General features: G+C 26.5%; 18 protein-coding genes. 16 read left to right on the forward strand and 2 right to left on the reverse strand.

Translation table 11 applies throughout. The features are described 5' to 3' along the window. The 12 genes from A9758_RS05360 to A9758_RS05415 form a co-directional block, all read left to right on the forward strand. Positions 1-1,076, forward strand: a 1,076-nt coding sequence (locus A9758_RS05360; protein WP_069776340.1) for an ABC transporter substrate-binding protein, incomplete at its 5' end; no start/stop codon positions are given. Positions 1,077-1,178: 102 nt separating this feature from the next. After that, positions 1,179-2,156, forward strand: coding sequence for an ABC transporter permease (locus tag A9758_RS05365; RefSeq protein ID WP_048059862.1), 978 nt, complete (start codon positions 1,179-1,181; stop codon positions 2,154-2,156). Continuing rightward, entirely contained in the window at positions 2,137-3,003 is an 867-nt protein-coding gene (locus A9758_RS05370; RefSeq protein WP_369815024.1) for an ABC transporter permease, read from the forward strand. The genes A9758_RS05365 and A9758_RS05370 overlap by 20 nt, the downstream gene beginning before the upstream one ends. Positions 3,004-3,013: 10 nt before the next feature. After that, on the forward strand, positions 3,014-3,949 hold the full coding sequence (locus A9758_RS05375) for an ABC transporter ATP-binding protein (protein ID WP_011406402.1): 936 nt from the start codon (positions 3,014-3,016) through the stop codon (positions 3,947-3,949). Positions 3,950-3,958: 9 nt separating this feature from the next. Further along, positions 3,959-4,567 carry an ABC transporter ATP-binding protein gene (locus A9758_RS05380; protein ID WP_011406401.1) on the forward strand — a complete coding sequence of 203 codons (609 nt, stop codon included), beginning with the start codon at positions 3,959-3,961 and terminating at the stop codon, positions 4,565-4,567. Between the two features lie 360 nt (positions 4,568-4,927). After that, positions 4,928-5,587, forward strand: a complete 660-nt coding sequence (locus A9758_RS05385) for a hypothetical protein (RefSeq protein WP_011406400.1) — start codon at positions 4,928-4,930, stop codon at positions 5,585-5,587. Continuing rightward, the gene (locus tag A9758_RS05390) at positions 5,587-6,222 is read left to right on the forward strand and encodes a hypothetical protein (RefSeq protein ID WP_011406399.1); all 636 of its coding nucleotides are present in this window, start codon (positions 5,587-5,589) and stop codon (positions 6,220-6,222) included. Before A9758_RS05385 ends, A9758_RS05390 begins: the two co-directional genes overlap by 1 nt. A 24-nt stretch (positions 6,223-6,246) precedes the next feature. Continuing rightward, a complete protein-coding gene (locus A9758_RS05395) occupies positions 6,247-7,056 on the forward strand; it encodes a hypothetical protein (protein WP_011406398.1) in 810 nt (269 codons plus the stop codon). 386 nt (positions 7,057-7,442) lie between these two features. Continuing rightward, on the forward strand, positions 7,443-8,060 hold the full coding sequence (locus A9758_RS05400) for a GNAT family N-acetyltransferase (protein ID WP_369815025.1): 618 nt from the start codon (positions 7,443-7,445) through the stop codon (positions 8,058-8,060). Between the two features lie 11 nt (positions 8,061-8,071). Further along, positions 8,072-8,608 (forward strand): TIGR00730 family Rossman fold protein, encoded by a 537-nt coding sequence (locus A9758_RS05405; protein ID WP_011406396.1) that lies wholly within the window; start codon positions 8,072-8,074, stop codon positions 8,606-8,608. 254 nt (positions 8,609-8,862) lie between these two features. Next, positions 8,863-9,486, forward strand: a complete 624-nt coding sequence (locus tag A9758_RS05410) for a flavodoxin family protein (RefSeq protein WP_011406395.1) — start codon at positions 8,863-8,865, stop codon at positions 9,484-9,486. An 88-nt stretch (positions 9,487-9,574) separates the two neighbouring features. Continuing rightward, the gene (locus tag A9758_RS05415) at positions 9,575-10,726 is read left to right on the forward strand and encodes a DUF763 domain-containing protein (RefSeq protein WP_011406394.1); all 1,152 of its coding nucleotides are present in this window, start codon (positions 9,575-9,577) and stop codon (positions 10,724-10,726) included. Between the two features lie 39 nt (positions 10,727-10,765). Here A9758_RS05415 and A9758_RS05420 read toward each other — a convergent pair whose 3' ends face one another. Then, positions 10,766-11,494, reverse strand: coding sequence for a hypothetical protein (locus tag A9758_RS05420; protein ID WP_048059728.1), 729 nt, complete (start codon positions 11,492-11,494; stop codon positions 10,766-10,768). Positions 11,495-11,807: 313 nt separating this feature from the next. Here A9758_RS05420 and A9758_RS05425 point away from each other — a divergent pair, with 313 nt between their 5' ends. From A9758_RS05425 to A9758_RS05435, 3 genes are all read left to right on the forward strand, one after another. Next, positions 11,808-12,677 carry a winged helix-turn-helix domain-containing protein gene (locus A9758_RS05425; protein WP_011406392.1) on the forward strand — a complete coding sequence of 290 codons (870 nt, stop codon included), beginning with the start codon at positions 11,808-11,810 and terminating at the stop codon, positions 12,675-12,677. A 12-nt stretch (positions 12,678-12,689) separates the two neighbouring features. Then, positions 12,690-13,499, forward strand: coding sequence for a winged helix-turn-helix domain-containing protein (locus tag A9758_RS05430; protein ID WP_011406391.1), 810 nt, complete (start codon positions 12,690-12,692; stop codon positions 13,497-13,499). 77 nt (positions 13,500-13,576) lie between these two features. Next, positions 13,577-14,134 carry a nitroreductase gene (locus A9758_RS05435; protein WP_011406390.1) on the forward strand — a complete coding sequence of 186 codons (558 nt, stop codon included), beginning with the start codon at positions 13,577-13,579 and terminating at the stop codon, positions 14,132-14,134. Between the two features lie 2 nt (positions 14,135-14,136). Here A9758_RS05435 and A9758_RS05440 read toward each other — a convergent pair whose 3' ends face one another. Further along, positions 14,137-14,373, reverse strand: a complete 237-nt coding sequence (locus A9758_RS05440) for a hypothetical protein (protein ID WP_011406389.1) — start codon at positions 14,371-14,373, stop codon at positions 14,137-14,139. A 535-nt stretch (positions 14,374-14,908) separates the two neighbouring features. Between A9758_RS05440 and A9758_RS05445 the strand changes: the two genes are divergently transcribed. After that, a partial coding sequence (locus A9758_RS05445) for a hypothetical protein (protein WP_143740877.1) occupies positions 14,909-15,097 on the forward strand: 189 nt, incomplete at its 3' end.

Consider the following 15,097-nt stretch of genomic DNA (forward strand, 5'->3'; position numbering starts at 1 on the left):
ATCCTATAGGTTCTGGACCTTATAAATTAAAACAATGGGATAAAGGTCAACAAGCAATACTTGAGGTTAATGATAATTATTATGGTAAAAAACCATATTTCACACAATTAACAATACTTTTCCCTGAAGAAGATACAGCTTTTGAACTTGTTAAATCACATCAAGCAGATGTAGTACAAGCACCATTTACAAGCTTAAATCAAACTGTTGATGGATATGAACTAATAAATTATACAAGTCCTCGTGCACAAGGTTTATCACTACCTTATTTAAATAATACTGGACTTACAACAGATAATGGTCATGCTGTAGGTAACAATGTAACAGCAGATAAGGCTATTAGAGAAGCATTGAATATTGGTATTGATAGAACATCAATAATCAATTCAGTATATAAAGGATATGGTAAGGCAGAGTATTCTGGTGTAGATTCACAAGTTTATGCAAATAATGATTCAAAAGTAACTGATAATAATCCTCAGGAAGCTAAAAATATATTAGAACAAGCAGGATGGGTTGATACTAATGGTGATGGTATAAGAGAAAAAGATGGTAAAAATGCATCATTTAAATTATATTATAGTTCTAAGGATCAATCACGTCAATCACTTGCAACTGTAATATCAGAACAAGCAAAACCACTTGGTATTAACATTGAATTAGTTGGAACAGATTGGGATACAATCTATCAAAACATGTATAGTGAAGCTGCATTAATGCAACAATCCTCAGATAATCCATATCGTACAGTATATCAACAATATCATAGTAAGGAAAACTTCACAGAAGATGATTATATGAATCCAAATGCATATAATAGTTCTGAAGTTGATGCTATATTAGAGGAAGCTCTAAGTTCCACAAATCAAAATGAATCAAATAATTTATGGGCTAAAGCAGCATATACAGGAAATGGTGGATTTGGACCAAAAGGTGATGCACCATGGTTATGGGTTGCTGACTATAATTATTGTTATTTTGTAAAAGATGGAATTAATATGGGTAAAGAACCAATGATGGGTCAAGATTATCTTGCTAATATATGTGATTGGACACGTGAAAACACAACTGCATAGTATTTAGTTATTAATTCCCCTCTTTTTCTTTTTTATAAATTTTAAAACATCATATTTTATAACATCTATAATAGGAGATTAATTAAATTGAATACAAAAACAATGAATTTTATAAGAAATAAAACAATTCATTTTATTTTATTAATGATTGCTGTTGCAATATTCAGTTTTGTACTTCTAGAATTATCACCAATAGATCCAGTAAATGCATATTTAAAACAAACTCCAGTATCGGCTGCTCAAAGAGCAGTACTTGAACAGTACTGGGGAGTAAATCAACCATTAACAACAAAGATTACTGGTTGGTTATTAAATTTAGTTCATGGAGATCTTGGTGTTTCATTAATATACCGTATACCTGTAACACAAGTAATTATGGAAAAATTCACAGCATCAATTACATTAATGGCTACATCATGGATAATTAGTGGTGTGTTAGGTTTCGGACTAGGAATACTTGCTGGAAAAAATAAGAATACATGGATTGATAAAGTAATTAAAGTATACTGTTACATACTACAATCAGCACCATCATTTTGGATAGGACTTGTTATATTAATAATATTCTCAGTATATCTAGGATGGTTCCCAATAGGACTGGGAGTACCAATAGGTACAGTTGAATCAAATGTTACAATATGGCAGTGGATTTCAAGAATGACTCTACCTATAATGACATTAAGTCTAGTGGGAGTAGCACCAATAGCATTATATACACGAAATGAACTTGTGGAAGTATTATCCTCAGATTATATATTGTTTGCAAAAGCTAGAGGAGAATCAGGCTGGCCATTAATAGAAAGACAAGCAATAAGAAACATATTACTTCCAGCTCTAACACTACAATTTTTATCATTCAGTGAATTGTTTGGAGGAGCAGTACTTGTAGAACAAGTATTTTCATATCCTGGAATAGTAGGTCAAACAGCAGTAGCTGCAGGACTTCAAAGTGATGTACCACTACTACTTGGAATAGTATTAGTAAGTGCAGTATTTGTATTTGTAGGTAATATGCTTGCAGATATATTATACTACTTTGTTGATCCAAGAATTAAGGAGAATGAATCTATTGAAAAATAAAGACAAAGAAAATAAAATATGGACATTGTATCATGCAAATCTACGTACAAAAACAATAATAATCACCATTATTGCATCATTAATACTTATAACTGTATTTTTATCTAATTTTCTAATAGATTCAAATACTCTAACAACAAACTTCCAATTTATAAATCAAGCACCATCATTTGAACATCCATTTGGAACAGATTGGATGGGAAGAGACATGTTTACAAGAACACTCCTTGGTTTAGGATTAAGTATAGGTGTAGGAGCATTTGCATCAGTAATAAGTACATGTGTTGCTATAATACTAGGATTACTTTCAAGTATAAATAAAATCACAGATGAGTTTGTAGCAGCAATAATTGATTTATTTGGTTCAATACCTCATATACTACTGATAATTCTCGTATCAATATCTTTTGGTGGAGGATTCTATGGGGTAATCATGGGGGTAGGTCTAACACACTGGACACCACTTGCAAGAGTACTAAGAGCAGAAATAAAAAAGATTAAAACAACAGATTATGTGAAATTATCACAACAATTAGGAAAAAGTAAATTATGGGTAGCAAAGGAACATATACTGCCCCTTGTAATATCACAAATTATAGTTGGAGTAATCTTAATGTTTCCACATGCAATTATGCACGAAGCAAGTATATCATTTTTAGGTTTTGGATTATCTCCACATGAACCTGCAATAGGAATAATACTTGCTGAATCAATGAACTATCTTAGTCTAGGTTGTTGGTGGTTAGCATTCTATCCTGGAATATCATTACTAATATTAGTATTATTATTTGATTTAATAGGAGAAAATGTAAATAAACTCTTAAATCCACAAAGTGCACAGAAGTAGGTGATTATAATTGAAATTACTAGAAATTAAAAATCTTTCAATATCATTCACACAATATATTAAAGGATTAGAACAAAGAGAACTGAAAGTAATCTCTGATTTGACAATGGATATACATGATCATGAAATACTAGCAGTACTGGGAGCAAGTGGTTCAGGAAAAAGTCTACTAGCACATGCAATACTAGGAATATTACCAGAAAATGCAAATGTAAGTGGAACAATAAAATACAAACATCAAGAATTAACACCTACATTACAAGAAAAACTAAGAGGTAAAAACATAAGTTTAATACCACAATCAGTAAATTATTTAAATCCATTAATGAAAGTAAAAGAACAGGCAATTGGATATATAGAAGATGAAAATCAGAAAAAACTCATGCTTGAAAAACAAAGAAAAATCTTTGAAAAATATGGACTTTCAGAAAAGGTAGATGAAATGTATCCTTTTCAATTATCTGGAGGTATGGCACGAAAAGTATTAATATCCACAGCATTACTTAATAGTCCTGATACAATTATAGCAGATGAACCAACACCTGGACTAGATGAAGAAGCAGTAAATGAAACAATAAGGGATCTTATAGAACTAAAAAATAATGGAGTAGGTATGCTACTAATAACACATGATATTCTCACTGCAATAAAAGCAAGTGATAAAATAGCAATAATATATCTAGGATATGTAATAGAAATAACAAAAACAGAAAACTTCCTTACAGGTAAAAATCTACTACACCCCTATACAAGGGCATTATATGATGCATTACCAGAAAATGAATTTAAATTAACTCTAGGACATCAACCATCATACACAGAAATTCCAAAGGGATGTCCATATAATGAAAACTGTCCATATAAAACAGAAGAATGTATAAATACTCCTCCAAAACTAGAACAAGTTAATGATACTCAAGTAAGATGTTATCATCCATTAAATTAGGTGTAAATCATGAATACATTAAAAATAGAGAATATATCATTTAAATATAGAGATGATAGAGAATTATTATCTAATATAAACTTTCAATTAAATAATAATGAAGTAGTAGGTTTGTTTGGTGATAGTGGAAGTGGAAAAAGTACATTATGTAAGGTAATGAGTGGATACCTGGAAAATTATAAGGGTAATATAACTTTAAATAACAAGCCTATAGAAGATGGATTTAATCCAGTACAGCTTATATTTCAACATCCTGAAAAGGTGATGAATCCTAGATGGAATATGAAGAAAATTCTTAATGAATCATGGATGCCAGATAAGAAAATATTAGATGACTTTGGAATAAAAAAGGAATGGTTTAAAAGATATCCTTCTGAATTATCTGGGGGTGAACTTCAAAGATTTAGTATTCTAAGATCATTAAATCCTAAGACTAAGTTTATAATTGCTGATGAAATAACAACAATGCTTGACTGTGTAACACAAGTGCAAATATGGACTAGTTTACTTAAAATAGCAAAGGAAAATGAAGTAGGTATACTTGTTGTGAGTCATGACCATAATTTATTAAATAGAATAACTGATAAAATAATTTATTTTAATGATTTAAATGGATAAATATCCTCTTCATACCTCTCCACCTCTTTTTTTATAAGATTTTAGGACTTCAAAAAAAGAATTAAGTGTATATGAAAAATATACAACATACTTACAAAAAGAATTTTATTCTAACTTCTATTTTTGTTTTCAATAACCTGTACCTTTTTTTTAAATAATTTAAAACTTTTGATTTTGAATTAGAAAGATTTAAAAATTTATATTAGCACAGTATTTATATTAATGTTTTGATTAATTTATTGTATCTTTTCTAAACTTTTTTTTACAATAAAATATATAAATTCTATTAATACTATATAACTCTGATGTATAAGTAATTATGATAATTAAAAAATATAGAAAGAAGAAGTTGGTGATTTAATGGAAGATAAAAAACCTTTAAAGTTAGTAATAAAATGTTATGATCCAGTAGAATATGGTACATTATATGGATTTAATCAGAAAATATCTGATAAAATGCTAGAAAAAGCTAGTAAATATATGACAAAATTCACACCTGCACTTTTTAAAAATGTAATGGAAATCCAAGGAGATCCTCATGGTTGGATGTGTACAAAGGAAAATGCTTCAAAAGTAGAAGAAGCTCTAGGTATTACAGAAACATTAGATAAAATAGCTAAAGAAAGATCTCTTCAAAGAGAATATTATGATGAACATAGAAAAGAAAAGGAAGATGCACAACTTAAGATTGAAGCTGCTTTTGCTGATGCTCCTAGACCTCCACAAAAACTTTCAACACTACTTAAAGTAGCAGAAGTTGTATATGATCCAGCAAATAGTTTTAGAGATAATAATCATTATGGTGGAGGACATTTATTTATTGTTACAAAGAGTATGATATGGTATATTATGAATAATGGTAGGGAAGAAAATAATTGGAATATTAATAATATTGAAATTGATGGTGCTGGAGGAGCAATAGGATTTAAATTACCATATTCTGAGAAGTTACATGAATTAATTAAAACATTAACATCATCTAATGAATATAAAATAGATACTTATGAGGAGGAAATTTAATGAATAATAAATCACTACAATTTATTCTTAAATGTATTGATTATGAGGAATTTGGAAAGTTATATGCATTGAATAAGAAGATTAGTGATGAGGATATGGATAGGGTAAAACCATACTTTAAACATTACACTCCAAAGGATTTTACAGATATAATGAATATTGAAGGTAATCCTCATGGATGGATGTGTCAAGAAAAAGATGTAGAATCTGTTGAGGAAATTCTTGGAATAACCCAAACATTAGCTAAACAAGAAAGTGAAAGGGAAGTTCGTAGAAGAGAATTGTCTAAAAAACGTGAAATTAAGGATAATGTAATGAATCAAATAGAAGAGTTATTTAGTAAGGGTCAAAGACCTTCAAAATTTTTGAAAAAGCTCTTGAAAAAGGCTGATATTGTATATGATCCAGGGGATGCATATTATACTGAAAGTAAGTATGGTGAAGGACAACTATTTTTAGTTGATAAAAAATACATATGGTATATTATTAATAATAGTGCTAAAGAGGATGATTATACTCTTAACAATATTAAAACAGAAAGTCATGGAGCTGTAGGTTTTAGATTGTCATATTCTAGTAAGTTACATGATTTAATAAAAATAGTTTCTGAGGAAAATATCTATAAAGGGGCATGATTTTAATAAATGGAGGTATATGTTTTGGTTAATAAAAAGGATATTATTATACGATCAAATGGTGAAGGTAGAATTTTTAAGATAGATCCTAATAATCCAGAAAGTAAATATAGTTTACCTATTAATTCCATACTTAAACAACATTATAAATATATTTTAAATAGTATGAATAAGGAGAATTTAACATTATCTGATGATGAGGAATGTATGATATTTAAGGAAATAGTTCTTATAGATAAGGTTGTAGGTTTTAGTACATATAAAGGTGCTGATGCTAATAATCATAATGCTTTAATTCTTCAGTATATCTATGTAATACCAGAGTATAGGGGAAATAATCTTTTAGTTAAAGATATTATTGATACTATTTCATTAGGTAGTTATGTTTCTATTGAATCACCCACACGTTTCATGGTTGAATCCTTGATTAATGGTGGTTTAGCAAGTATTTTTGGTGATAGATTTGTAATTAGTAAGATTCCATTTGCTGCACCTATTCATAACTTTACTATTAAGGAAAAGGAGTACTTGAAAAAAGAATATAATATTCCAGATCCTACTGGTATTAATAGAGAATCTTCTTTGTATGATTTAAAGTATTGTGCTATTGTATGTCCTGCATTTGATGGAAGTAATACTGCATATAATCCTGAAGATGATACTACTAATTCTCTGGAAGATGGGTATGTTAGTGATATTTTAGGTGTTGATGAAAAGTATTTTGATGTTTCTGAAAATAGAAATGATGGTGAATTATATTCTAATAAGTATTTTAAAAGGGTATCTGGTGTTATTAAGAAGTATAATGATGATATAGATGAATTTTTAAGTTAGGTTCTCTTCTTTTTTTAAAGTTATAATCCATATATTTATATATTTAGGTAAACTTAAATTTATACAAGGAATTGGTTGTCATAATACAATCAACTTTTTTACTAAAAATTGAGTGGTGAAAAAAATGGAAAATACTACCAAAGATGCATTGAAAATCACAATAGAATTAATAGCATTATTTGTAATATTATACTTAATACCTCTATTGTTATTACCTGAATAATAATTACAGCTAGAATTTATTGAAAAATTAAATTTCAATAATCTTCTACTTAAAACTCTCTTTTTCTAAATTTAATTTTAACAAAAATATATCTCTCTATAAACAACAAATATAATAACATAATCCTAGAATTTAAAATAAAATTATTTTCAAAATAGTTATGGTGATACTATTGATAATAAGACAAGAAATAAAAACTGATTATAGAGAAGTGGAAAATCTTGTAAGAGAATCATTTTGGAATATATATAGACCTGGATGTTATGAACATTATATAATTCATAATATGAGATATGCAAAATCTTTCATAAAACAATTAGACTACCTAATAGAAGAAGATAATCATATAATAGCACATATTGTATATGCTAATGGAAAAATTCATTCTAACAATGAATCTAAAACATTACCAATATTAGGTCCAGTAAGTGTTCATCCAAAGTACCAAAAACAAGGTTATGGAAGTAAAATAATAAATTACACACTTAAAAAAGCAGAAGAAATGGGATATCCTGGAATTATCGTTGTGGGAGATGAAAAATACTATTCTAGATTTGGATTTGAAAAAGCATTCAAATACAATATACATTATGAAGGTATGGATAGAAATGATGAAGCACCATTTTTCATGATTAAAGTATTTGATAAAAATAAAATAAATGATTATCAAGGTATTTTCTCAAATCCTGAATCTTATACTGTGGATATTGAATTACTTAATGAATTTGATAAGGCATTTCCACCAAAAATAAAAGAAAAAATAGAAGGACAACTTGAATAAAGAGTGATATAATGAAAATATGTCTATATGGTTCTGCAAGTAACAGTATAAATAAAACATATAAAGAAGTAGGATATGATTTAGGTAAAGAAATAGCAAGTAAGAACCATACATTGGTATTTGGATCTGGAAATCATGGAATGATGGGATCAGTTGCAAAGGGCGTGTATGCTAATCATGGAAAAATAATAGGAATAGCACCAGAATGGATGCATGAATTTGAAGAAATATATCCCCATTGTAATAAAATATTCTACACTAAATCAATGTCTGAGAGAAAAAGATTATTTCTAGTAAAATCTGATGCTTTTATAGTAACACCAGGAGGAATTGGTACATTAGATGAATTCTTTGAAATAATAACCCTAAAAAAATTAGAAATACACTCAAAACCAATAGTAATATTTAACATTAATAACTTCTATGATTCTATGATTAAAATGATTGAGGATATGATTAATGAAAATACTGTTAGTAGGGATAGCACTCAGTTATATCATATAACAACAACTGTTGATGAAACAATGGATTATCTAGAAAACTATTGAAGAATCTTATTTTTTTTTAATACTTTTTTTATAAATTATAATATGAATAAAAAAATTTAATTATTAACTATATTTATATTGACTTTCTATTTATATTTTCAAATATATTTATAGTATTTCTTTAATATTTTCTATTAGCATGCTAAAATACTATTTTTTATTAATTATATATATCTATTAAATCATATTTTTTCTATTTTTTTCTAAAATATTATATAGCTTAAGAAACAAGTCTACTTTAAAGGTGATTAAATATGAAAATAATAGGATTTAATGCAAGCCCAAGATTTACAGGTAATGGAAAAGTCATATCAAATAAAGTTTTAAGTATGGCACGAGAGAAAGGTTTTGACACAGAATTCATTGATTTATCAACAGCACATATAAAACCATGTCAATCATGTAACTACTGTAAAACACATGCAGGAATATGTATATTAGATGATGATATGCAAGATATAAAAAGAAAAATCACAGATTGTGATGCAATAATACTAGTAGCACCAATATACTTTTCACAAATAAATGCACAAGCAACAGTATTTATTAATAGATTATATTCATTCTTCCAAACAGAATATGTTCAAAAATATGAAAATGGATATGTAGTTAGTGTAAATGACTTTAATGACTTTGAAATTATAAATAGTGATAAATTAAAAAATATTAAAATATCAATAATACTTACACAAGGAGAAAAAGACACAACAGATACTGAAAAATACATAGAATCAGGATTATTCAATCAATTAAATTTATTATTTGATGTTAAAGATGTGGAAATTCTACCAGATAATAATGAACCTGGTATTGTTAAAGATAAAAAAGATCAAATAGAAGTAATTGAAAAAGTTGCAAAAAATCTAATTACACAGTAATTAGAATAATCCTCCTATCTTTTTTTTTTCATGTTATTACTTTTTATTCACTTAATATTTATAATGGATTATAAAAATATCTATTATTATGCAAAGAAAAGGAATAACAAATTTACCATTACATAGTGATCATACACCTCCATGGTTATGGAAGAGAATGGTTAAATTATCAGCTGCAATAACAGAAGTAATTCTTGAAGAGTATGGTCATGATGAATTTCTCAAAAGAATATCTAATCCCTATTGGTTTCAAGGATTTTCTTGTGTAATTGGATTTGATTGGCATTCTTCAGGTACAACAACCACAACATGTGGTGCTCTTCGTGCTAGTTTAAATCCAGAAGAACATGGAATTGTTGTTCTTGGAGGTAAAGGAAAAAATTCAAGAAAAACTCCAAGTCAACTAGAAGATGTTTCATCAACATTTAATTTAAGTAGTAAAAAAACAGATGAATTAATTCAATCCTCAAAACTATCTGCAAAAATAGATAATTCCTGTATTCAAGATACATATACCTTATACCAGCATAACTTCTTCTTAACAGAAAATGGAAAATGGGCTGTTATTCAACAAGGAATGAATACTGATACATGTTATGCAAGAAGATATCATTGGCTAAGTACAAGTGTGGATGATTTTCTAAGTAGTCCACATACTGCTATTGAATGTAATAAAAAAGAAGATAAAAGCCTAGATATGTCTTCAAAGGAAAGTAAAGAAGTACAAAAAATCAGTGTGGATTTAGTAAATGATAATCCGGAACATTTAAGAACATATTTTAGAAGAAAAGATCCTAAACAGACACTTCTCACAGATTTTTTTGATTTTAATGAAAAAGATAATGATCCTACTGGATTTAATAATCAAGTATCCTTTTCCATGCCCTCACATCATGAAGTATTAGATATGGATTTATCTGATAGGGAATTTGAAGTTTTAAGAAATGCTTATGAAATTCAACCTTCTGATTATAAAGAATTAATTTCATTAAAAGGTATTGGTCCAAAGAAAATAAGAGCCTTAGCATTAATTAGTGATTTAGTTTATGGTCAAAAGGCTAGTTGGGAAGATCCTGTTAAATATAGTTTTGCTCATGGGGGAAAAGATGGTTTTCCATATCCTGTAGATAGAGAAGTTTATGATCATTCTATTAAAACAATACAAGATGCTCTTAATCAAGCAAAAATAGATAATAAAGAAAAATATAATGCTATTAAAAGATTAAATAAATATTTATAAAAAAAAGTGTTTCTGAGATTTTATCTCAGAAAAATAGTATTATGCTGTATGATTTGTCGTGTTAAACTTTTTCACTAGATTATATGGGGGTGTGTTGTTATCATTAAGATTGTCTGGTATATCACTTGGTTTTTGTGGAGTGTCTGGTGCTTCTCCTTCAAATGCTCCACCTGTTATTTCTCCTGTTTTTGAACTTATTTCATAATATCCTATAAATTTACCATTTGAATAAACATTAATTAAATAATATTTAATACCATTTGCTGTAATTTCTTCTGAAAGTGATGTTGTAACAGAAGTTAATCCATCTGCAATTGCAGCATTTTTTGCAATAACTGATGCTTGTGCTGAAGATATTAGTGAAGTTCTATTACTACTTGGTGTTTTATTGGTAGGAGTATTTGTTCCTGGTTTTTGTGGATTTGATTGTTGTTGATTGTTATTTCCATTAGATGTTATGGTAGCATTATTAGCATTATTTTGATTATTATTACTACTTTGTGTAGTAGTACCACTAGCTCCATTTGCATTGTTTTTGGAATCTACATTGTTTTTTGAATTTATTCCTGTATTGCTGTTATCTTCTTGTGTTGGACTTCCTGCACCATTAGCTTCTATTGCAGCTAGATCTGTAACAGTTTGTTCATCAGTTAAAACTCCTGATAATGGATTAAATACAGAATTTTCATCATCTGTTGCATTGTATGTTGCAGCAACTATTCCTATAAGAGCAACTATTACTATTGCTATTATGATTTTTTTATCCACTTTTTTCACCTCATTTTCTTTTTTTATTCTATTATTATGATTTTTTATTTAATATATTTAAATATGTGGTAATTATTATTTTCTAATGAAAATAAGTTTTATTTTGTAATATATGTTATATTTTATCATTATTATGTTGTTTCATATTAAATACACTATTTTTATCCAATTATTCTTTTTTCTTTCTTTTCTTTATATTTTACTATTAATATTTTAAAAAATTTTTTATTTTAAATAAAGTATTTTGGAATATATTCTAGTAAATTTATTTTAGTAAATTATCACTATATATATTAATTACTGTGGTGATTATATGTATACGTTAGATGATGAATATAATTATATTGATATTATTAAAAAGGAATTAAAGTTCTTAACAAATTCAAAGGTTCGTCTTAAATTATTAATATGCTTATATGATTCAGAATTAACTGTAAAAGAATTACATGAAAAAACGAACTTAAATTATAGTTCAATCACTAATAATTTAAATAAACTTGAGGAATTTGAATATATTAATAAAAATAATGAAAAATATACTTTAACAACTTCAACAAAAATGAAATTAGTAAATTTATTGTACTTTAACAATAACCTTGATTTCATATATGAATATGTGGATTTTATAAACAATCATCAAGTAGAAAATGATAATATAGATAGTTTAGCTACACTTCCATATGTCAATATAGATAATAGTCAATTAATACAGGCCGATAATATCAATCCTTTTCTAGCAACAGAAACAATAGAACAAACAATGATGAGAGAAGGACTAGTAAAAGCTATCTGTATATATCTTCATCCGAATTGTTCTGATATGATAGCATTTATGATGAATCAAAAATCAGAATTTGAAGTAATAGTACCACTTGATTTTGCCCAATATATAATTCAACATGCTAATAATTATAAGACAGATAAACCACTGGAAAATATATGCTTTAATATAAAGCCTCTACGTAAAATACCATTGAATATTGCACTTGTTGTTTCTGAAAATGAAATTGTTGTAGGTTTGGTTAAAAAAGATAGTGGATTATTTAATAAAAATTGTGTTCTTCGTTCAGAAGATGAAAATGCAAGAAGATGGGGTTTACGTGTTTTTAGGGAATATGAATCATTAAAACGGGGATATATTGATATAAGAGAATTAATATCTAAAAATAATAATTTAGAATAAGTGGTGTTTTTCATGTTTAATAATATAGAAGATATTACATCCACATCATATGATTCAATAAAATATCTTGTAAATTCTGATTTACGAATAAATATTCTTGAATTATTATATGATAAGGAATGTGATTTTGAAGAAATTAAAGGAACTGTTTTAAAACAGGAAAGTAATATTCTAAGAACCTTAAAAGAGTTACAAGATCTTAAATTAATAGAACATAGTAACAAGATATATAAATTATCTTCTGCAGGTTATCTTACAATAAGAAATCTTAAAACTGTTATAGATAATTTTTATGTATTAAATAAGCTTAGAAAATGTTGGAATGTTCATAATATAGATAATATTCCACTACATTTTTCAAGATATCTTTATCTATGGAAAGATGGATTTTTAACATATTCTGATTATGTGGAGTATTATAAAAGTATAAATTTCTATGTAGAAAAGATAAAACAGTCAAAAGAAATTAGAATAATACTCCCAATATTTTCAAAGTTACATATTGCAGCAATACTTGATACAATTAATAAAAATAATGCAACACTTGAATTAATAACTTCAAATGATATACTAAATGCTATAAAAACTTCTGAATATAATGAATTATTTGAAAAATTAAGAACTAATGGATCTATCAAATTATATTTATCTAATAATAATATTCATAAGATATTCTATACAGTTGCAGATAATTTTGCAGCTCTAACACTATTCTATCTAGATGATAGTTATGATGATTCAGTCATGCTTTTTAATGATAATATGAATCATTATGATATTTTTGTTAGTTTATTTGAGGATTATAAGTCTATGTTAAAATAACTACTCTTTATATTGGAAATTTATTTATTTTAAAGAATAAATATAAATAATAAAGAGAATTGTGAGGATTTGATAAAATGGAATCAACATTAAATGATCTAAAGACAAGACATTCAGTTAGAAAATTTAAAGATGAAGTAGTAAGTAAAGATGATTTAGAAAAAATATTAGAAACAGCAACATATGCTCCAACGGGTTTAGGTCTTCAATCACCTAAAATTCTTGTAATTCAAAGAGAAGATATTATTGAACGTATAGCAAAATGGAATTTATCCTATTTTCCAGAGGATATTAAAAAAGAGCTTGAAGAAGATTATGATCCATTCTTTAAAACTTCAACTTTGATTATAGTACTTGCTAATAGTGAGATACCTACATGTGTAGAAGATGGAAGTTTAGTTATTGGTAATATTCTTAATGCTGCTCATGCTATTGGTGTTGGTGGATGTTGGATTCACAGAGCACGTGAAGAATTTGATAGTCTTCAAGGTAAGGAACTTCTTAAAGTATGGGGTATTCCTGAGAAATATATTGGAATTGGTCATGTTATTTTAGGTTATCCTGCTGATGATTTTGAACCTAAAATAACACCACGTAAGGATGATTATATTGTTTATTTAGATGATATTTTATAGTATTATTTATTGATCAATGATTTTAAATTCCATTTATTTTCTTTTTGAATATTTTTTAATTTGTTATTTTCTTGTTCTAGTTGTGTGATTTTTTCTTTTAAGTTTTTTATTTCCCTTTCATACTCTTCATTTTGGAATATGAGTTTTCCTATTTTTAATGATAATTTTTTATAATTATTTTTGGATTCATCTAATTCCATTTTTAGTAGTTTATTTTCTTGTTCTAAATTTTTTTGCATTTTATTTTTTCTCCCTCTTTTTTTTAGAAGTTATGTTCTAGTTAGCTAATAATATTTTAATCTATTTATCTTATATTTTTTCTATGGGTCGATTTATCTACTATTTTATAGTTATTATTTAATATTTACATGATCTTTCTAATTCCTATTCTATAATATTTTTTTTATTTAATTCATTTCTAACTTAAGAGTTGGAATATTCTTAGAATGATAAAATTATTATATACTTAAAAATAATATATTATTTGTTTAATATAAAAAATTAAACATAAAAATATTATGTTAAATTTATGAAAATACATTAAATTTAATATTATATCTAAGACGATATTTTAATCATGATGATTAAATATTGGAATACACAAATATAGTGTAGTTGTGTACTATTGTTAGTACAATATTTCTAATTATATCCTATAGGTGAATATAAGACTTTTACTAGTTTTATATTCATTTTTAGTTTTAAATTTCTTTTTCATTATTATAATAAATTATTAATACATATTAATTAAATAGTAATAATTATATTTTTGTTATGATAGAATATAAGATAAAAAATAAAATATTATATCCCCTAACACAACTTATTGAAAGGGAAAAAGAAGAAAATAAATTAATTAAGGGTAATATTAGTTATATTGAAGATGATGTATTAGAAGTAAATATCAATAAAGATTTAAATATATCCTTAAATTCAATAGTTGAAATAAACAGACAAAAAGCA

It is taken from the genome of Methanosphaera sp. A6, from assembly GCF_001729395.1.
GTDB classification, from domain to species: Archaea; Methanobacteriota; Methanobacteria; order Methanobacteriales; family Methanobacteriaceae; genus Methanosphaera; species Methanosphaera stadtmanae.